This is a genomic window from Nostoc foliaceum FACHB-393 (assembly GCF_014698505.1).
Taxonomy (GTDB): Bacteria; Cyanobacteriota; Cyanobacteriia; order Cyanobacteriales; family Nostocaceae; genus Nostoc; species Nostoc foliaceum_A.
The window spans coordinates 279,953-299,088 of record NZ_JACJTD010000004.1 but is presented as its reverse complement, the minus strand read 5'-3'; the positions used below and the strand labels follow the sequence as shown (position 1 = coordinate 299,088).

At 41.8% G+C, this 19,136-nt stretch carries 17 protein-coding genes; 4 read left to right on the top strand and 13 right to left on the bottom strand.

What is annotated here, in order from left to right; genetic code table 11:
- Window positions 1-334 precede the first annotated feature (334 nt).
- The gene (locus H6G92_RS06520; RefSeq protein WP_190891975.1) at window positions 335-1,261 is read left to right on the top strand and encodes an alpha/beta fold hydrolase; all 927 of its coding nucleotides are present in this window, start codon (window positions 335-337) and stop codon (window positions 1,259-1,261) included.
- A 283-nt stretch (window positions 1,262-1,544) separates the two neighbouring features.
- On the opposite strand, the gene H6G92_RS06515 is transcribed toward H6G92_RS06520, so the two are convergent.
- From H6G92_RS06515 to H6G92_RS06475, 9 genes are all read right to left on the bottom strand, one after another.
- Window positions 1,545-1,721: a hypothetical protein gene (locus H6G92_RS06515; protein ID WP_190891974.1), complete on the bottom strand. Its 177-nt coding sequence runs from the start codon at window positions 1,719-1,721 to the stop codon at window positions 1,545-1,547.
- Between the two features lie 261 nt (window positions 1,722-1,982).
- Window positions 1,983-2,189 carry a hypothetical protein gene (locus H6G92_RS06510; protein ID WP_190891973.1) on the bottom strand — a complete coding sequence of 69 codons (207 nt, stop codon included), beginning with the start codon at window positions 2,187-2,189 and terminating at the stop codon, window positions 1,983-1,985.
- A gap of 249 nt (window positions 2,190-2,438) precedes the next feature.
- Window positions 2,439-2,675: a hypothetical protein gene (locus H6G92_RS06505; protein ID WP_190891972.1), complete on the bottom strand. Its 237-nt coding sequence runs from the start codon at window positions 2,673-2,675 to the stop codon at window positions 2,439-2,441.
- Between the two features lie 308 nt (window positions 2,676-2,983).
- Window positions 2,984-3,295 carry a hypothetical protein gene (locus H6G92_RS06500; RefSeq protein ID WP_190891971.1) on the bottom strand — a complete coding sequence of 104 codons (312 nt, stop codon included), beginning with the start codon at window positions 3,293-3,295 and terminating at the stop codon, window positions 2,984-2,986.
- 30 nt (window positions 3,296-3,325) lie between these two features.
- On the bottom strand, window positions 3,326-5,494 hold the full coding sequence (locus H6G92_RS06495; protein ID WP_190891970.1) for a peptidase domain-containing ABC transporter: 2,169 nt from the start codon (window positions 5,492-5,494) through the stop codon (window positions 3,326-3,328).
- A 55-nt stretch (window positions 5,495-5,549) separates the two neighbouring features.
- A complete protein-coding gene (locus tag H6G92_RS06490; protein WP_190891969.1) occupies window positions 5,550-7,199 on the bottom strand; it encodes an HlyD family efflux transporter periplasmic adaptor subunit in 1,650 nt (549 codons plus the stop codon).
- Between the two features lie 706 nt (window positions 7,200-7,905).
- Window positions 7,906-8,133, bottom strand: coding sequence for a CTB family bacteriocin (locus H6G92_RS06485; protein ID WP_190891966.1), 228 nt, complete (start codon window positions 8,131-8,133; stop codon window positions 7,906-7,908).
- Between the two features lie 791 nt (window positions 8,134-8,924).
- A complete protein-coding gene (locus H6G92_RS06480) occupies window positions 8,925-9,254 on the bottom strand; it encodes a CTB family bacteriocin (RefSeq protein WP_190891963.1) in 330 nt (109 codons plus the stop codon).
- 411 nt (window positions 9,255-9,665) lie between these two features.
- On the bottom strand, window positions 9,666-10,370 hold the full coding sequence (locus H6G92_RS06475) for a diacylglycerol/polyprenol kinase family protein (protein WP_190891961.1): 705 nt from the start codon (window positions 10,368-10,370) through the stop codon (window positions 9,666-9,668).
- A gap of 61 nt (window positions 10,371-10,431) precedes the next feature.
- Here H6G92_RS06475 and yidD point away from each other — a divergent pair, with 61 nt between their 5' ends.
- The 3 genes from yidD (at window position 10,432) to ychF (ending at window position 12,226) form a co-directional block, all read left to right on the top strand.
- Entirely contained in the window at window positions 10,432-10,668 is a 237-nt protein-coding gene (gene yidD, locus H6G92_RS06470) for a membrane protein insertion efficiency factor YidD (protein WP_190891959.1), read from the top strand.
- A 223-nt stretch (window positions 10,669-10,891) separates the two neighbouring features.
- Window positions 10,892-11,089 carry a hypothetical protein gene (locus tag H6G92_RS06465; protein WP_190891957.1) on the top strand — a complete coding sequence of 66 codons (198 nt, stop codon included), beginning with the start codon at window positions 10,892-10,894 and terminating at the stop codon, window positions 11,087-11,089.
- A gap of 45 nt (window positions 11,090-11,134) precedes the next feature.
- Window positions 11,135-12,226, top strand: a complete 1,092-nt coding sequence (gene ychF, locus H6G92_RS06460) for a redox-regulated ATPase YchF (protein WP_190891954.1) — start codon at window positions 11,135-11,137, stop codon at window positions 12,224-12,226.
- A gap of 194 nt (window positions 12,227-12,420) precedes the next feature.
- Here the strand turns inward: ychF and H6G92_RS06455 are convergent, their stop codons facing one another.
- The 4 genes from H6G92_RS06455 to H6G92_RS06440 all read right to left on the bottom strand — a co-directional run bounded on the left by H6G92_RS06455 (window position 12,421) and on the right by H6G92_RS06440 (window position 18,893).
- Entirely contained in the window at window positions 12,421-13,332 is a 912-nt protein-coding gene (locus tag H6G92_RS06455; protein WP_190891952.1) for a hypothetical protein, read from the bottom strand.
- Window positions 13,333-13,582: 250 nt separating this feature from the next.
- Window positions 13,583-15,883, bottom strand: coding sequence for a hybrid sensor histidine kinase/response regulator (locus tag H6G92_RS06450; protein ID WP_190892012.1), 2,301 nt, complete (start codon window positions 15,881-15,883; stop codon window positions 13,583-13,585).
- Between the two features lie 5 nt (window positions 15,884-15,888).
- Window positions 15,889-16,335, bottom strand: a complete 447-nt coding sequence (locus tag H6G92_RS06445; protein ID WP_190891950.1) for a response regulator — start codon at window positions 16,333-16,335, stop codon at window positions 15,889-15,891.
- Window positions 16,332-18,893 (bottom strand): GAF domain-containing protein, encoded by a 2,562-nt coding sequence (locus H6G92_RS06440; protein WP_190891948.1) that lies wholly within the window; start codon window positions 18,891-18,893, stop codon window positions 16,332-16,334. The genes H6G92_RS06445 and H6G92_RS06440 overlap by 4 nt, the downstream gene beginning before the upstream one ends.
- Window positions 18,894-19,136: the final 243 nt, after the last annotated feature.

Here is a 19,136-nt window from a genome sequence, read left to right as displayed (position 1 = left end):
TCGGCAGTAGGGGTTCAAGGATTTCCCACTCTTCGTCTGTTAGGCTGCTAGAGTACGGCATGACTGCTGGATACGGCTTTTGCGGTAACTGTACTTCAAGATAGTAAAAGATGTCAAATGGATTCTATAAACAAAATGAAAACTCTCTATGCTGGATAAAACTATCAGCTTGATGCTAGTGTTATTAGCCTAGAAGCTTTCGCGGTGTACGTCTAAGTTATCACTAGAGCAAAGGATTTACTTTGAAAATCTGATAAATTTTATTCCAATTCAAAACAATTTTACTTGCGCCTTGCTGCTAAAAGGCTTTTACCCTTGTTTCATCAAACTTCCCATGACAACCTCAAGTTCAAAAACAGCACTTACCTCTACAAAAACCTGGATTTGGCAAGATTTCCCTATTTGCTATCAAACCCAAGGAACCACTGGCCCAGCTGTTGTTCTGGTGCATGGATTTGGCGCTTCTTGGTGGCACTGGCGAAAAAATATTCCCGTATTAGCGGAAAATTGCCGTGTTTATGCGATCGATTTGATTGGTTTTGGGGCTTCCGCAAAACCTAAACCTGGTGAAAAAATTGCCTACACACTAGAAACTTGGGGACAGCAAGTAGCAGATTTTTGCCGCGAAGTTGTTGGTGAGCCAGCTTTTTTAGTCGGAAATTCTATTGGCTGTATTGTAGCCATGCAAGCAGCAGTAAGCAACCCAGATATTGCCTTAGGAGTTGCTTTGCTTAACTGTTCTTTACGGCTGTTGCACGATCGCAAACGGGTAACTTTACCTTTGTCTCGTCGTTACGGAGCGCCTCTACTGCAACGCCTGTTATCTATTAAACCAATTGGTGATTTCTTTTTCAATCAACTCGCCAAACCGAAAACGGTGCGGAAAATTCTGCTGCAAGCATACGCGAATGCTGAGATGGTGACAGATGAGTTGGTAGATATTCTCACTTCACCAGCAAGTGATCCGGGTGCTGTAGCTGTGTTCCTTGCCTTTACTTCTTATTCTACAGGGCCTCTACCAGAAGACCTTTTACCACTGTTAGCCTGTCCTGCAATTATCTTATGGGGAACAGCAGACCCGTGGGAACCAATTAAGTTAGGTAGAGAATTAGCCAACTTCCCGCAGGTAGAAAAGTTTATCCCTTTAGAGGGAGTAGGGCATTGTCCCCAGGATGAAGCACCGGAGTTAGTTAATCCGATTTTACTCGATTGGATTTGGGAGCGAAAGGCGGTAATAGACTCGGCAAAATTAGAGGCATAATTTGCATCCAGTTAACCAAAAATTTTCAGAATGCATATTAGGAATTGATTCTTCTCTTGCAATAAGTTAAAGGGAAAATAGAAAGATAGATGCTAAAGGTAGCATCTATCTTTCTTGGGTCTAGTCCCGTTGATGTCATGCATTAAGAGAATATGGGGGAAGGCTCAAACTCTCTCATAACCTGATTTATCTTGAGCGAGTTATGTGAGTCTTCTACTCTCCCTACTAAGTGCAAAGTTTAAATGCAGGAATCACTCAGTGCTTAGGCTTTGCTAACTTAGTATCAACAGTAGCGGCGTCCGTAGTGGTGTCCATAGCGGCGTCCGTAGTGGTGTCCATAGCCGCGTCCATAGCCGCGTCCATAGCCGCCGTAATAACCATATATTCCTCCAGATAGAAGCTGCTGTTCTTCTGTCGATAGCTCCACAAGCAAATCAGGTGTAATGTTTTGATCTGACATAATTGTTTGCCTCACTTTTGTACAGTGCAAAAGAATGACTAGTGCCTTGAGATATACAGCAAAAGCTGTACTCATTAATTAGTCGAAACTATGTTGATCTGAAGTAAGGGGCGAGCATAAAGGTAGATGCTAAGGATAACAGCTACCTTTATTGTCTCTAGGCTGTTAATTTCATACCTGAAGAGAAGATAAGAGACGAATCAAACTCTTTCTCAAAATTTAATTTATCCTGAGTGAGTTATTATTAATCTTCTCTTTTATCTACTTGAGTCTGAGGATTGTGATTTTGTAGACTTTGGCTTTTCTTCTTCTGCCTCCATTTTCCTCTTCCTCTTCCTCTTCCCCTTCCTCTCCATCTTCGTCTTCATCGTCCAAGCTGGTTTGTCCCCCAGAGAGAAGCTGTTGATCCTCTGTGGATAAATCTACAAGTAACTCGGATTGGATGGATTGAATGGTTTGAACTGACATAATTCATTACCTCACTTACTTACACAAGTTGAATAGCAAAAAGGTGCTCGTCCAATAGTCAAAACTCTTTGCATTTGAAGTAAGAGGGAGCATCCAACTAGGTGCTAAGGGTAGCAGTTACCTTTTTCTCTATAAGCCATTGATTTAATGCTTTAAGAGAATATAGTCTACTGCCCAAACTATTTCTCAAAATTTAATTTATTTTGAGCGAGTTATATTAGCTTCTCTTACCCCCACTAATTGCAAAGTTTAGGAAGATCTTGGGATGCTACGGAGGCTCACAACACCTCTAATCAAGTATCGGCGGGGACGATGTCGGACAGGAGAACCGGACAAAGAAAGTTCATCGCCACCTGATTCATCGTCACCGAATTCATCGCCACCGAATTCATCGTCACCTAATTCATCTTGTCCCCCAGCTAGAAGCTGTTGTTGTTCTGTGGATAGATCCACAAACAAATCAGACATCATCATTTGAGTTGACATAAATTCTTTGCCTCACTTACTAATATAGGTGCTCATCACCTATATTTTTATTATTAACTATTTGTCTAGAAGATAAATTACTCTAAAGTTATAAAAAATCAAGGTTAATTTACTACTTTTGGTTCATGATATTCTAAATAAAAATAATAGTAAATTTTGACAAATTTGATGTAATTTTATTGATTACTTTAAATACATAGATCCAAGAAAATATTTTTGGCAGAATAGTATTAATGGCTTTTTGTACATAACTAAGTATGCGTTTAAAGCCATTGAGGACTACAAAAAACTTTAAAGTAACGAAGGATTTAATTTACAATAGAGTCATCTGCTTTGTTTCTAAACAAAGGAAAATTTGGCAACCAAATTTTTATAGAAGACCCTAATGTAAATTGTGAAAATATATATTTCGTATTTTGTGAAGATACATCACCATTTGCAAGTTTTAATGTATTATCTGCTGTAGTTTGGATGTTAGTTTGTTGGATAAAAAAATTATTTTCAGCTGGCATACCTTCATTTGGTATATTTGGAATTTGCCCAGCAGCTAGGGTTTCCTGTTCTTTTCCAGACAAATCCCTGAACCATTGATGATTTTGGGATTTGGTATTTTCAGACATAGTTTTATTTGCTCATACAGAGCCTAATTTTTACAGTGTTAAAAACTTTAAATGCTCTCCTTGTTGAGAGAGAAAAGTCTCAGGAGTACCTTGTATTTGTACCTGACCTTTATCTAGTAGTACAATCCAATCGGCTCGATTAACTACACTGGGACGATGGGTGATTAAAATCGTAGTTTTGCCCTCTCGGTATTCTAAGAGCCGATCTAGTACGTGAGATTCGCTGACTGGATCAAGTCCAGCGGTTGCTTCATCTAAAATGAGTACAGGTGGATTAGTTAGAATGCCTCTAGCGATCGCTAATCGTTGTCTTTGTCCACCAGAGATATTTGCCCCAAATTCCCCTAAAACAGTTTGATACTGATTTGGAAGTTGACTGATAAACTCGTCTGCATCAGCTATCTGGCAAGCTTTGACAATTTCCTCAAAGGAAATATAAGGCGTTCCTAAGCGGAAGTTGTCCAAAATTGAGCGACTCCAGAAATGAGGTTCTTGGGGTACATAAACTACTTGTTGTCGCAAACAATCCAGAGAAAGGTCTTGGATGTTATAGAAGCCAATGCGAATATTGCCAGAGTTAGGCTGATATAAGCCTGCAATTACTTTCGCCAAAGTACTTTTACCACAGCCGGACTTACCAATTAAAGCAGTTACTTTCCCTCCAGGCAGCTTGAGAGAAAAATCTTCTAATAAGTCAACTCTGCCAGCGTGGTGAAATTGGACATGAGAACAGCGAATGTCTGCATCACCAGAAATTTGGGCAACTGGCTTTTGACTACCTCCAACTACTTCTGGTGTAGCATCGATAACTTCCAGGAGGCGAGAGACTGCTGTTTGGGAGCGAAAATATTCATCTACAAAATTAATTAAAGAGTCAATTAAAGCCAGAACATTGACCTGGAGGACGTTAAAAGCCAGCATTTGACCAATGCTCAACTCTCCTTGAATTACCAAGATGCTTCCTAGCCCAAGTAAAATAACACCACCGAGAGTGGCTAAAAGTTTAGAAATAGTACCGTTGATAATTCCGATTTGGATGGTGCTGAAAGTTAAATTGGCAAGGCGACCAAAACGGCTTTGGAATTCATCCCAAAATTGTGGTGCAGCATTTGTAGTTTTGATTACCTGCGCTCCCTTAAAGGTTTCTACCAAAACGCCTTGATTTTCTGACCCCAAAACCAACATACTGCGGTTCTTTTGTCGGAGGATGGGTAAAAAAGGTAGGGTAGATAAGGCCATTAACGCCGCAAACAGCATGACTGCTAATGTCAGTTTCCAGCTATAAAACAGCATCAAGCAGAAAGATATGACTGCAATAAAAAACTGGCTAGGTAAAAGAACCACAATCTGCGATACCAATTGGTTGATTTCATTGATATCTCTGAGTCGGCTAGTGATTTCGCCACTGCGGCGAGCTTCGTAGTAATTTAAGGGTAAGTGGAGAATTTTTCGTGCAAACTCCAAAACTAATCCTAATTGCAGTCGTTGACCAAAATGAGCGATCATAATGGCTTGCAAGACTTGCAGACTACTGCTAAATAAGCTCATCACCACAACGGCTGAGATCACCACAGTGAGTAACTGGGTATCCCCACGCACAAGCACATCATCTGTGAGCAGTTGGATCAGAACAGGAGTACCTAAAGCGAGTAGACCCAGGGCAATATTGATCATCAAAACCTGAGTCAACAACCCACGATAAGGTAATATCCGCTGAAAAAAGCGTACTAAGCCAGCTTTTGGTTCTTCTTGGGGCTGCTGAAAAAAGCGGTCTGGATCTGGTTCGAGTAATAGCATTACCCCATTCCAAGCTGTTGCCAACTCTTCTCGGTTGACATAACGGATACCCACCCCTGGATCAGCGACAACGTAATTCTTACCCCGCTTGCCGTATAAAACAACCCAGTGATAACCCCGCCAATGAATAATTGCTGGTAGTTGTATTTCATTAATTCTGTCTACGATCGCAGGTGCAGCTTTAACTGCTCTGGCATTTAAACCTATAGCCTCAGACCCACGTTTTAAACCCAGCAAAGTTGTTCCTAGCTGTCCAGTCCCGACTGCATCTCGACTGCGATTGATACTTAAGAAACGTCCATAATGCTTGGAAATCGAAGCAAGACAAGCTGCCCCACAGTCTTCCTCACTCAACTGTAAAACACACTGGTAATTTTTACGGTGTTTAAATAGATCAAACATGGCCACTAGACCTATTAAATTGGTAGACGATGATTAATAAAATCTGCTTATTAGATTAAGAATTTGCGATTAATCTGGCTTTTCTGAGAATGAATTGAAGCACCGTTTCTTGCCGAGAAATAATATCAGCCCTGCCCTCCATACCAGATTTCAGATGACACTGGCGATCGCCTCTACCCACATATGGGGTTTGTGGCTCAATAGTTACCTCGTAGCCAACTGGATCTGCACTGTTTTTTCCAATTGGTAGGGCGTCTGGTGCAACTGTTTTGACTGTTCCCTGGAGAGTGCCATAGTCTGGATAGGGACAAGCAGAAACTTGCATTTGGACTTTTTGTCCCAATTTCACCTTGTCAATATCTTGAGCCGGCACACGAGCCTTAATTAGTAAAGGAGCATCGAGGGGAGCAATCTGAGCGATCGCTTCACTTGGTTGCACTACCTGTCCTGGGTTGCGAAGATTCAATTGCAACAGTGTTCCGGCGATTGGCGATCGAATCACACTCAAATTCAAGTCGGTTTTTGCCTGTTGCAGTTCTTTGGTGTTGCGATCAAGTTCTTTTTGGAGTTCAAGGCGTTGCTGGAGTAGAGTTTCTCGGTCTTTTTTCAAAGCGGCTAAGGCCGCCTCACCTCTAGCCTGTTCCTGCTGAATCCGTTCAGATGCCACGGTTACGGTAGCATTACTAGGATTAATCGCAGTTTTAGCCTTTTCTAGGTTGGTTTGGGCAACCTTAAGGGCTTGTTCCTTTTCCTCCAGGAGATTTTTGGCGTTAGCTTTAACTTGTTCTAGTTTCGCCTCAGCAGATTTAACCGCTTGTTCTTTGTCCTCCAGAAGGTTTTTCGCGTCAGCGCTAGCTTGTTCTAGCTTTGCCTCAGCAGATTTAACCGCTTGTTCTTTTTCGTCAAATAGATTGCGAGGAACGGCTCCCGACGCTACTATCGGCTGCAATCGGTCACGTTGCACCTTGGCTAAGGTCAAAGCGGCTTCTGCTTCTTGCACAGTTGCTATTAAGACTTTTTCGCGTTGCAATCGGTCACGTTGCACCTTGGCTAAGGTCAAAGCGGCTTCTGCTTCTTGTATAGTTGCTCTTAAGACTTTTTCGCGTTGCGATCGCTCTTGTTGCACCTTGGCTAACCTCAAGGATGCTTCTGCTTGCGTCATATCAGCTGTAGCTTTAATTTGCTGATCTTGATAGTTGCGTTGTGTCCCATCTAATTCAGCTTGTGCAGCTATAATCGTGCGGTTAGTTAAGTTTGTCTGCGCTGCAATCTGAGTATCTATTTGACCCAGTTGAGCATCAATTTGACTTAGTTGTAATTTACTTTGCTGAATACTACTTTCTAATTGACTCTTTTGAGTCTGAAGACGAGAATTATCAACGTGAGCGATCGCTTGTCCCTGGCTCACAACTTGATTCTCATGAACATCAATGTTTTGAACGGTTCCAGTCATGGCAGACTGAACAACCCGCAGTTCTCCTACAGGTCGAATATTTGCAGGAACTTTGACCGTGACGTTGTAATGAAGAACAGATGTCAGAGTAATACCTGCTACAAAGATAGTCAGTAAAACACCGCTGCCAATGTGAGTCCATTTACCGATATGAGGAAGAAACTCGTTAGCTTCAATTAGATGAAGTTGCTCTGGATTGGGTTCATTAAACCTATTCCAAAAATAGTTTTCTTGGGGGCGTAAGGAGTTCACGACATTACACCTTTTGTTTTAATGGATACCTGAAAATCTGCCAACCCAAAATTGCTGGGTTTTCAGATGGGAAAAGGTTATCAAACACCTTTTCCCTTTACCCCGCCACATTCCCTTGACGAACCACTAGGATAAAAAGCCAAACGGTCACAGATGCTGCCAATAGTAGCCAACATCATGTTTTATAATTGTTTATAATCAATCAAGGGGGAAGAAGAAGGTATGCGCGATGCGCTGGAATCGCCTTTTTCATATCTTTAACGTGGGTAACGCGTTGAGAAAACAGAGGAGAAAGCTCAAACTCCCTCAAAGTCCTCACTTACGTTGAGCGAGTCATTACAATCTCCTCTCCCCCTTTTTATCTCCAAGAAAAGATTCCATAAATTAACTTACTTGCGAATTGAGTTGTACCTGAAGCACTCAACAAAAGTGTTAGGTATACAAAGGTGAAGATTACCGAAAAACTTTGGAATCGTTCATCATTACAAGCATTAACTTATATAATCTTCAGTTGGAGAAACAAGAAGGAAGACGGAAAATTGATTCCTTATTGACTCTTAAGTGTTTGAAAAGCCCTACACACCAGTTTATGTCTAGAGTATTTCTAGATATGTCAAGCCTTATTCTTTGAGATCACCTGTGGGCATAGTTAACAAATGATAGTGTAGGCTTAAGCTGGGTTGGTGATAATGCTAAATAAGCTAACTTAACGCAAACCTAAAGAATCTTGGGCAGCGTTATTGATGTAATTATTTTGGCCAGTGGAGTTGGCGGTGTTGCCTAGTGGGCTAGAAATGCTTGTCCCTTGTACATTGAAAAGTCTTTGAGCAAAATTGCTGTTAGTCAGTTCAAAGTCGCCACCACCGACTAAAAGCTCCTGTTTTGCATCCGATAACTCTAGAAAAAACTCAGATATTATGATTTGACTTGGCATGATGTTAGCCTCACTACTTAAGCAAATCTAATGAAAAATTGGGTTCTAGATACTGTCTTCAAAATAAGGCAGAAGCAAGAAAAATTTTTCATCTTTGTTGTAAGTGCATCTCATGGTGTCTAACTTCCAATTGTCCTTATCCCCGACGTATTCAGTCAGATATTTGTTTTCTGCATAAGGCTGGACATTTCTAAAATCCATAGTTGCTTCCACCCACCAATGATTATAAATCTAGAGTGCATAAATTGCTAAATATCACCATGTGCTACCAGTGAAAACTGAAAAGTGTGATTCTGTAGTGGTCAGTTATTCGGTTCCAAGTTGCAGATTTTGAGTAGGGAAAGGAAGAACAAAACTTATGCAAGAGTTTATTCAATTCTTTATTCTTAACTGTTTGATAATTCCCAGTCGCTATTCCTTGCCTAAATATGCGAAGCGCTCTAGACTGATAGGTAATTTTTGGTATTACCTGTGGGAATGTTTAAACGATAGGCGAAGCAGACAAAGCCGTAATGTTCGTAAGAACTTTCCACCTAGCGCCACCGCCACAGCGGAGTTTACGGCACTGTCTTGAGAAACTGAAAAGGGTAACACCTGCAACATCAGCTATTCATTTCAAAGTTGCAGATTTTGGGTATGGGAAGAGAGTAGGAAGAAAACATAAATCTGATAAAAAATCGATTCATTGTTCACTGTTTGAGAACCCCCACTCACCATTCCCTACCTAAATATCCGAATTGCTCTGGCGTGTGACTGCTGATTTTCCGGGTGACCCCTGAAATACAGTACAGTTACTGTCCTTCGCCATTACCTCCATTACCACCTTGAAGTCTTCCTCCAGAACCGTTGAGAGATGGCGCTTGACCCAACGCTCTAACATTCGTAGGAATAACTCCACCCAAGCCCAAGAAATCTTGCGCCGCAGTATTTACAGTATTATTAGTTGCAGTGGAATTGGCATTGCTACCTTGGGGACCGGAATTGGTTGTTCCCCGTAAATTTGCCTGTCTATTAGCGAAATTGCTGTTACTCAACTCAAAGTCGGCACCACCAGCTAGCAGCTGTTGTTGTTCATCAGATAACTCGACAAACAATTTAGATGCAATTATTTGATGTGACATGATTGTTAGCCTCACTTACGAAATTAGGTGTGTGACCACCTAAGACCCAACTATAGGCATTGTTTGTCAGGATTTCATAAACCTGAAGACATAAAACAAAATTGTATTTTTGTTTCTCAAGGTAGATATAAAATCTTGTATTTGTTTTAGATATATCAATACGCTAGAGCAGCTATAGTCAATATTCAGTGATTTTGCAGTTATTTACAGTATTTAAACATATATTCCCTGATTTTGAATATCTAGAACCACAACATTTAAATTATGGTTATGGGTTTCCTGCGGGAATAATTATGGCAATTATAGTTGAGATGTAATAGGCAGTGGGAGCCTATAGATGTTATTGCTGATAAATCTAAGTAAGCGGGTGTAAATAATCATTTGAACAATTAGGAATGACACGCCAAAAGATTAGTAACTAAGAACTAAGTGGCTTAAGAAGAAAGCAAGGGCTGCACTGCCCAAGGGAACTGTTAAATTATCAATACCCAAAAAGGAAAAAGCTTCTAAAGTAGTAGCGATAAACGCCACCACGAGTGATATCACCCAAGTTTGCCAACTATTGCCTTGAGTTCCAATTAAAATCAGACTACTGACGAGATAGCTAACGAGCATCATAGTTAGGGAGCCTTCCCAACTTTTTTGTGTATCAAAGACTTTATACTTATGTGTACCAAAGCGTTGTCCGATTAAGGCTGCTAGTCCATCTCCCCAAGTCATAATCAAAATTCCTAGTGCTGCGTACTGGGGTTGTTGTAAGTACCAGAACCAGGCAATTAAAATACCGAAACTGACAGAGTAAAAAAATGTCCCTAAACTTTGCCGTCCGACGCTATTAATTCCAGGAAGAATAGAGAATCGATAGGATAATAAGGTGATTCCACTCGCTAAAATAGAAGCTGTAATCCCTACACTGGCGGGAATATCGAGCCACCAAGCGATTAAAATTACATTACCAGTGCCAATATGAACTATCTTCCGCACGATTTCTGGCTTGTCGGCAAAGCGGTTTACCACCCATGCAATCAGAAGGATGAGTAACACCCAAATTGCAGCTATCGCAATTTGCAGCCATAAAACCGGAATTGAGGAGAAGTCAGAAAATGTAATTAACAAAGATGTAACAAAATGAAAATTTTTACCTCTGTTACTAATTTATAAGATTTAGGTAACTGCAATGAAACTATTATTGATTTGGCTGATTCGGGGTTACCGAATGTTTATTTCGCCGTTGTTTCTCCCAACTTGTCGCTTTCAACCAACTTGCTCGATGTATGCCATTCAAGCCATTGAACGATTTGGAGTGTTACGTGGTAGCTGGATGGCAACTCTGCGGATTTTGCGCTGTCATCCGTTTCATCCAGGTGGTTTCGATCCAGTGCCAGAGGTGGTAGAAAAGGTGAAGGAGGAGTAGTTTTGTACAAATGGTGGGGAATTGAGGGGTGAAATTTAAACGCATAGGCGCTTCGCCTTCCCGCAGGGTAGGGGCGCAAAGGGAAGCGCAGAGGGACGCAGAGAATCAGAATAGAGGTAAATTATTAAATGAAGTGTTCGTGGGTATAGCTATTTGGGGAGATGTCAACAGCTGAGGTTGTCATCTAGCGTGGGAAGGTTGAATAATTTAATTTAGGCTTACGATGATTAATCCTACTGCGATTTCTATACCCGAACCACAAATTCCTACTCCTGAGCCTAATCCGCTACCTAGTCCCGAACCTGTACCGGGGCCAGCGATTCCTCAACCATTACCGGGGCCTGTACCAGAACCAGTACCTGCTCCCATTCCTCAGACGGTTCCAGGGCCAATTCCCCAAACCATACCGGAACCTGTTTAGATTACCTTGGTAATGTAATCCAAAATCTCAAATCTAAAATCCAAAATGCTAAGAGCCGGAATTGTCGGACTTCCCAACGTCGGAAAATCTACTTTATTTAATGCTGTAGTTGCTAATGCCAAAGCAGAAGCAGCTAACTTCCCTTTTTGCACGATTGAACCGAATGTCGGCGTTGTCGCAGTACCGGATGAGCGGTTAAATGTTCTTGCTAAGATTGCCAGTTCGGCACAAACTATCCCGGCGCGGGTTGAATTTGTAGATATTGCCGGTTTAGTTAAAGGTGCAAGTCAGGGTGAGGGACTAGGGAATCAATTCTTGTCTCACATCCGGGAAGTTGATGCGATCGTCCATGTGGTACGTTGTTTTGAAAATGACGATATTATCCACGTTGCTGGTTCTGTTGACCCAGCGCGAGATATTGAAATCATTAATATAGAACTGGGTTTATCAGATTTATCACAAATTGAGCGGCGAATTGACCGCACTCGCAAACAAGCTCGTACCAGCAAAGATGCACAGTTTGAAATCACAGTCTTAGAAAAATTAGCTGCGGCTTTAAATGAAGGTAAATCGGTGCGTCAGGTGAGCTTGAATGAAGAAGAAACAGAAATTATTAAAGGATTAGAATTGCTCACTTATAAACCGATTATCTACGCCGCGAATGTATCTGAGGATGAGTTGGCAACTGGTAATCATTTTGTGGAGACAGTGCGGCAAATTGCAGCAACAGAAAATGCCCAGGTTGTGATAGTTTCGGCTCAAGTTGAAGCGGAATTAGTGGAATTACCAGAGGAAGATAAAGCTGATTTCCTCGCGTCTTTAGGTGTGGAAGAAGGCGGTTTGAAATCATTGATTCGTGCAACTTACATGCTTTTAGGCTTGCGGACATATTTTACTTGCGGCCCCAAAGAAACCCGCGCTTGGACAATTAATGCCGGAATGTCTGCACCTCAAGCTGCTGGTGTAATTCACAGTGACTTTGAACGAGGATTTATCCGCGCCGAAACTGTCGCTTATAAAGACTTGGTAACAACTGGTTCGATGAATGCTGCGAAGGAAAAAGGGTTGGTTCGCAGTGAGGGTAAAGAGTATGTTGTGCAGGAAGGGGATGTAATGTTGTTCCGATTTAATGTGTAGGGGTAATTAATGAGTGGCCGTTATCGATAAGATAATGGTCAACCCACACCAAGCTGCGTAGGCATCGCACTAAATAAGTTGACAAAACCTTCAATATATGAATATTCTTCAAGGAAACTGTTAGGCGATCGCAAATAAACCAGCAATTCTCAAAATCATGATGCCTGTTTACACAAGTTATCAAAGGACATACTTCAGCTATTTCCACCCAAAATGTATACATAGGAACCCAAATTCTCATCATCTGTACCAACAATCAAACCGCCTTCTGCACCTGGAACAAGTTCCATACCTTCAATTTTGTGGTAATCAGAGCGGTAAAGAGGAACAAGTTGAGGATTTTGCCGCCATGCAATTTTGTTACCACGGAATCCCAGGTGTCCAGCGACATACACAGCTGACTGAAATGGGCCATCATCTCCAGCATCGCTTGCTGAAGTCATGTAAACAATTCCTACGGGGTCTACCTTAATATCTGAAATATGACGAACATTGCCAGATGGAAACGGTACTTTCAGATTGACAGAACCTGCGAGAGTAATTTGATATTTAGCTAAGTCAAACATTCCCCAAAAAATAGTTGCTGGTTGTTCTCCTTCACCTCGATGTCCCCAAATAGCAACTAATTGACCCTCTATATTTTGTAATCCAAATGCTTCAAAATTATTACCTTGAATAATTCCTGGTAGATTAAATTCCTTGATAATAGAGATCGTTTTATTGGCAGGCTCTAACCTAATGTAATAAGCTTTTCCAGAACTGCTTAAAGCTATAAAAGAGGATTTTGTTTTTTCTGGAACAGATGTTAAAGCTTCTAAATCGATGGGTAATTCTATGTTATTTGGCCAGTTTAAGGGGAAATATTCAGGTTGTTTTTTACCCTTAATGCTGATGATTGCTAAACGACTTTGGTTTTTGTGTTTGTTGTCATGGACAATCAATAAATCTAAGGAATTGCTTTGTTGCTCTATCAAAGCCATACCACTGATCCCGAAAGGGATACCACCACGAACCGGACGCCAATCTTGTGCCCAAACTTGTACAGATATGAGTAAAACTGTACCCAAGATTACTATATTGATGATTAACCTAATAAACCGAGGCATAGTAATTCGTAATTCGTAATTACAGCAGTTTTCATTTATTTGAAGCACTTCTGTCGTAGGGGCAAGTGCTTACTACGAACTTGCTTATCAGTTGACACCAATGAGCATAGCTGTGCTCCTAACAGGGCGATTCTATTTACCTGACAATAGCTGCATACAGTCAGCGGTTGCCTAAACCGATGCTCCATCATAGCAACCCCTTAAGCCAGTGGCTATAACGGGCAACCCCTTGCTGCACTTATTGAATTTCTCAGGATAATATTTTATGTAAAGAAAGCAATAATTCGTTGACAGTATAAGGCTTTGACAAAAACGTATTGACACCAATAGCAGCTACTGCACTGAGCTTATTCTCAGACATCAGTCCACTACTGGCAATAATTTTGACTTGGGGGTTGATTTTTCGCAGGGTACGGATGGCAGTTAAACCATCCAGCGAGGGCAGCATAATATCCATTAGTACGGCACTAATTTTGTCCCTATTTTTAGCGTATAGCGCGATCGCTTCAATGCCATCACTGGCAATGAGAGTTTTATAGTTGTGAGTTTCTAGTGATGTTTTCGTAATTTCTTGAATGGCAGCTTCATCATCCACAACCAAAATCAATTCTCCATGTCCTGTTTGTGGTGGTAATTCTTCTGGAGTGAGTGTTTCCATCCCTTCCACTGCTGGTAAGTAAACCTTAAAGCTAGTGCCACTTCCCGGTTCGCTATACACGTTGACAAAACCTCCGTGGCTTTTAATAATTCCCAGCACGGTGGAAAGTCCTAAACCTGTACCTTTTCCTACATCTTTTGTGGTAAAAAATGGCTCGAAAATTTTATCTAAGATTTCTCTAGGAATCCCAACTCCAGTATCGGAGACAGTAATCACTATGTAAGGCCCCTCTTTGGCTTCCAGGTTCATGCGGGCATAATTTTCGTCAATCAACAAATTCTCGGCAGAGAGACTTAAACTACCGCCATTGGGCATAGCATCACGGGCGTTAACGCAGAGGTTCATCAGCACTTGATGTAGTTGGGTGCTATCTCCAGAAACCATCCACAAATCCTGCGGTACATCAGTGCTGATTTGTATGGATTTGGGAAATGTCTCTTTGAGAATCTTGGCAAGTTCCACAATCAGATGTCTGAGTTGCAAAGTGATGCGCTTCCCTTCTACACCCCGCGCAAAGGACAGCACCTGTTTAACTAAATCAGCACCACGTCTGGCGTTGATTTCCAAAATCTCCAGTAGATGACGGGTGCGTTCATCTGCATCGGGAAATTTGAGCGGTAAAAGTTGCGCTCCTGCCAAAATCGGTGTCAGGATATTGTTGAGGTCGTGAGCAATGCCACTAGCAAGAGTGCCAATACTTTCCAGGCGTTGGGCGCGAAACAATTGGGCTTCTAAGTGTTTTTTCTCAGTAATATCTGTGTCAACGGTGAGAATTGATTTGGGTTTCCCTTGTTCATCGCACACCAGACTCCAGCGACTAGCAACAAGGATTTCCTTGTCCGTTTTAGTAAGTTTTGTTAACTCTCCCTGCCACTTACCTTTAGTAATAGCTTGCAACAGAGCCGCTTCAATTTCTGGTGAAGGTTCGTCATACAAAAGCTCACTAGCATTTTTGCCCCAAGCTTCTGTAGCTTTCCAGCCGTAAATTGTTTCTGCGCCTTTGTTCCAGAAGATAATTTTATTGTTTAAATCTCGCACGCAAATGGCATCTGTGGCGACATCAAGTAATGCTGCTTGTTCGCGAATTTTTTCTTCTGCCAATTTGCGTTCGCATAGCGCGGCTTGCCGTTCGCGTAGTGCGGCTTGTCGTTCGCTAATATCAATACTGGCGCATGTCACGCCGACAATTTCTTGCGACTCATTCCGCAATGGCTCAACTGTCAAATCGTAATATCGAGTTGTATCTTTGATTGTAATTGATACTTCCTCTCGCGTTCCTATGCCAGTGGTTAGCACCCCACGTTTAATTGTAATCAGACGTTGAGCATCTTCAACTGGGATAATATCCAAGTCTTTTTTGCCCAATATTTCCTCAACTGTCAATCCATAGGAGGGATTGTAAACCCAGGTGTACCGTAACTCACAATCTTGGTTGTAGACAAAGATGGGAGAGTTTTTTAGGGCTACCCGAAATCGCTCCTCACTCTGTCGCAGTGCGTTATCTGCCCGTTGACGTTCGATGGCATAACGCATTGAGCGCACTAGCAAGTCGCCAGTTACTTGCCCTTTCACCAAATAATCTTGCGCTCCTTCCTGCATTGCTCTAATTGCTAGGGTTTCATCGTTTATACCCGTGAGCACAATTATCGGAGTGGCTTTTGCTTGATGGTGAGCGATGACAAAGGTTTCTAATCCCTGGCTATCTGGCAGCGAGAGGTCTAACAAAATTACATCAAAAAGTTCCTTTTCTAAGTAGTTGAGTGCTTCGGAAAGCCGCTCAACAGGCGATAAATCAACTACAACTGTGCTAACTTCTTTTAAAAGCTCCTGTAATAAAAATACATCACCAGGGTTATCTTCAACTAGCAAGACTTTAATATTTTTACCTGCCATTTCCACTACTCCGGTGGCAGTTTTACGATCGCAAACCAAAAATTTTCTATTGATTGTACAATTTTAACGAATTGATCGAAGTCTACTGGCTTAGTTATATAACAGTTTGCACATAAATTATAAGCTTTGAGGATGTCTTCTTCAGCTTGGGAAGTCGTCAAGATTACTACAGGAATTCGCTTGAGGTTTTCATCTCCTTTAATTTCTGCCAGTACTTCCCGCCCATCTTTTCTGGGGAGATTTAAATCAAGTAGCACAATATCTGGATGGGCTGCTCTAGCATATTTTTCCTGTTTTCGCAAGAATGCCATTGCTTCCACACCATCTTCGACTACATTCAAGTGAATCGAGATTTTGCTATCTTCCAGGGCGATGCGTGTAAGTTGGGCATCGCCAGGATTGTCCTCTACCAACAAAACCTCAATAGGCATAATCGCTGTTATAGTACTCACGATTGTTTACCTGCTCTATCTGGAATTGTGAAGTAGAAAGTCGAGCCTTGACCCGGTTTCGACTCAACCCAGATCCGGCCGCCGTGGCGTTCTATAATTTTCTTACAAATTGCCAGACCAATTCCAGTACCTGGATACTTGTCTCTACCGTGCAAGCGCTGAAAAATTATAAAAATACGTTCTGCATACTGGGATTCCAAACCAATTCCATTATCACGCACCCAGAACAACCATTCATCTGCCAACGGGATAACATTTAAACTTTCCTGATTTAAATTTGCATCTGGTTTTGCTACCCCGATGTGAATTCGTGGCTGCTGATTCTGGCAAAATTTGATCGCATTGCCAATCAGGTTTTGAAATACTTGTATCAGTTGTGTAGGATCAGCCATCACTTCAGGTAAAGGATCATGAGTGACAATTGCTTTACTATCCGCGATCGCAATTTGCAGATTAGCGATCGCCTGTTCTAAGACAACGCTACAATTTACTCGGATAAAGGGCTGTCCACGGGTGCTGACGCGAGAATAATTCAACAAATCATTGATTAGGGTCTGCATCCGCCTAGCCCCATCTACTGCATAGTTGATAAACTGATCGGCATTAGCGTCTAGTTGATTTTTGTATCTTCGCTCTAGTAGTTGTAAATAACTCGTTACCATCCGCAACGGCTCTTGCAAGTCATGGGAAGCGACGTAAGCAAATTGTTCCAATTCCGCATTAGAACGAGCGAGTTCCTGACTTTGCTGGCTTTGTTTTTCTAATAGTTGCGCTTGAGATAAAGCAATCCCAATTTGGTTACCTAATTGTTTTAACAACTCCGTCTCAAAGTTATTCCACCGTCGAGGTGCAGAACACTGATGAGCCAGCAACAAACCCCAAATGCTTTCCCTGACTAGAATTGGTACTACAAGGTTAGCTCTGACAGCAAACTGCTGAAGAAATTCTCGATGGCAAGGTTGAATATAAGCGGTTTCAATGTCTTCAATGGCACTGACTCTGCCCTGACGATATCTTTCTATGTATTCTTCCTTAAAGCAGGGGTCAAAAATATTTCTTCCCAAAATTACCGGCCAGCCAGGTAGCACCGCCTCTTGCACTACTGTTCCCGAACCATCAGGCTCTATTTGAAAAATTAAAACTCGGTCAGCTTGTAGTAGTTTTTGTACCTCACTAACTGTGGTTTGAAGAATTTCGTCTATTTGTAAAGATTCTCGAATTTTCAAAGTGATTTCAGCAAATAATTGCGATCGCAAATTTTGACGCTTTAATTCCTCATCTGCCTGCTTGCGATCTGTGATATCTGTATAAGAACCAACCATGCGAACTATATCACCCAATGCGTCCCAAAGTGCCTGTCCTCGATCTAGAATCCATTTATAGCTGCCGTCTTGGCACTGGACTCGATATTCACAGACATAAAACGGTGTTTTCTTGGCAAAGTGGTCTTGGAAGGCTTGAAGTACCCAATCTCGCTCATCGGGGTGGATTAGTTTTGTCCATTCATCCCAACCGTTGGAAACTTCGTGGTCTTTATAACCGAGCATTTCCTTCCACCGAGTTGAGAAGAACACTTCATTAGTCTTAAGGTTCCAATCCCAAATACCGTCATTATTACCATGTAATGCTAATTGCCAGCGTTCTTCACTCTCTCGTAGTGCTTCTGCCGTTTTCCGTCGTTCAGTAATGTCTTGGAAATAAACAGACAAGCCATCTTTTGCAGGATAGGCGTGGACTTGAAGCCAACAGTTGAGTGACGGATAAAACTCCTCAAATTCTACACTCACCTGTTCTAAGATTGCCCTGTGATACTCACGATGGAATGTTGTGTCGATGATTTCTGGAAACACCTCCCAGATGTTTTTACCCAGTAATTCATTCTGGCTTTTTTGCAACAGCCGTTCCGCTTGACCATTAATGTAGGTAAATCGCCACTTTTTATCCAGGGCAAAAAACCCATCAGTGATGCTTTCGAGCAAATTAGCAACGCGGATTCTCGCAGCTTCAGACTGGGCGTGTGCTGCTTGCTCGTGCGCCACAAGCTTCTCGGTAATTTTAGATACCTCAGTTACATGCCGCCTGAGTTCTAATTGGTCGATTACCAAGCGACTCAGAGCTACAAGCGCCTCCACTTGTTTTTGGCTCAATTCTTTGGGAACTTGGTCAATTACACATAGAGTTCCCAGCATATCTCCCTGCGGGGTAATTAGGGGTACACCTGCATAAAACCGTATGTATGGATAGCCAGTTACTACGGCATTATTTGCCAATTTTTCATCAGCTAGGGTATCAGGAACCACCACAACATCACGCCGCTCTTGGCAAAGGTAAGATAACCCAACACACCGGGGCATTTCTGATACATCTAAACCTACTTTTGCCTTAAACCATTGACGGTTTTCATCAATGAAATTTACCAAGGAGATGGATGTGCCACAAATAAAAGCCGCTAACTGAGCAAGATTGTCGTAGGCTTCTTCAGGTTCGGTGTCGAGAATTTGATACTGGCGGAGGGCTTCTAGCCTCGACACTTCTGTATCAATTTGTCCAGCTTTCATTAACTTTTCTTAATAAATTCAAATGTAATATCCAGTCAAAAACGTGGCTATCTTAAGAACAGCTTAACTTTTTTTAATAATTGTTAATCTTTTCCCCGCCTTTGGCTGTTCAGGGAAGTCTGTTAAATTTTGTCAAAATGCTACATCCACATTAAAAGTGATGCTTAGTAGCAAACTATTCCCTGTTTACGCCGCAAAGTTATTGCGTAGGCGTAGCTCGTCGTAGACATCTCCTAGTGTAAA

Coding starts and splice junctions, on each gene's coding strand:
- H6G92_RS06520 (WP_190891975.1), top strand. CDS start 335: ATGACAACCTCAAGTTCAAAAACAGCACTTACCTCTACAAAAACCTGG.
- H6G92_RS06515 (WP_190891974.1), bottom strand. CDS start 1,721: ATGTCAGATCAAAACATTACACCTGATTTGCTTGTGGAGCTATCGACA.
- H6G92_RS06510 (WP_190891973.1), bottom strand. CDS start 2,189: ATGTCAGTTCAAACCATTCAATCCATCCAATCCGAGTTACTTGTAGAT.
- H6G92_RS06505 (WP_190891972.1), bottom strand. CDS start 2,675: ATGTCAACTCAAATGATGATGTCTGATTTGTTTGTGGATCTATCCACA.
- H6G92_RS06500 (WP_190891971.1), bottom strand. CDS start 3,295: ATGTCTGAAAATACCAAATCCCAAAATCATCAATGGTTCAGGGATTTG.
- H6G92_RS06495 (WP_190891970.1), bottom strand. CDS start 5,494: ATGTTTGATCTATTTAAACACCGTAAAAATTACCAGTGTGTTTTACAG.
- H6G92_RS06485 (WP_190891966.1), bottom strand. CDS start 8,133: ATGCCAAGTCAAATCATAATATCTGAGTTTTTTCTAGAGTTATCGGAT.
- H6G92_RS06480 (WP_190891963.1), bottom strand. CDS start 9,254: ATGTCACATCAAATAATTGCATCTAAATTGTTTGTCGAGTTATCTGAT.
- yidD (WP_190891959.1), top strand. CDS start 10,432: ATGAAACTATTATTGATTTGGCTGATTCGGGGTTACCGAATGTTTATT.
- H6G92_RS06465 (WP_190891957.1), top strand. CDS start 10,892: ATGATTAATCCTACTGCGATTTCTATACCCGAACCACAAATTCCTACT.
- ychF (WP_190891954.1), top strand. CDS start 11,135: ATGCTAAGAGCCGGAATTGTCGGACTTCCCAACGTCGGAAAATCTACT.
- H6G92_RS06455 (WP_190891952.1), bottom strand. CDS start 13,332: ATGCCTCGGTTTATTAGGTTAATCATCAATATAGTAATCTTGGGTACA.
- H6G92_RS06450 (WP_190892012.1), bottom strand. CDS start 15,883: ATGGCAGGTAAAAATATTAAAGTCTTGCTAGTTGAAGATAACCCTGGT.
- H6G92_RS06440 (WP_190891948.1), bottom strand. CDS start 18,893: ATGAAAGCTGGACAAATTGATACAGAAGTGTCGAGGCTAGAAGCCCTC.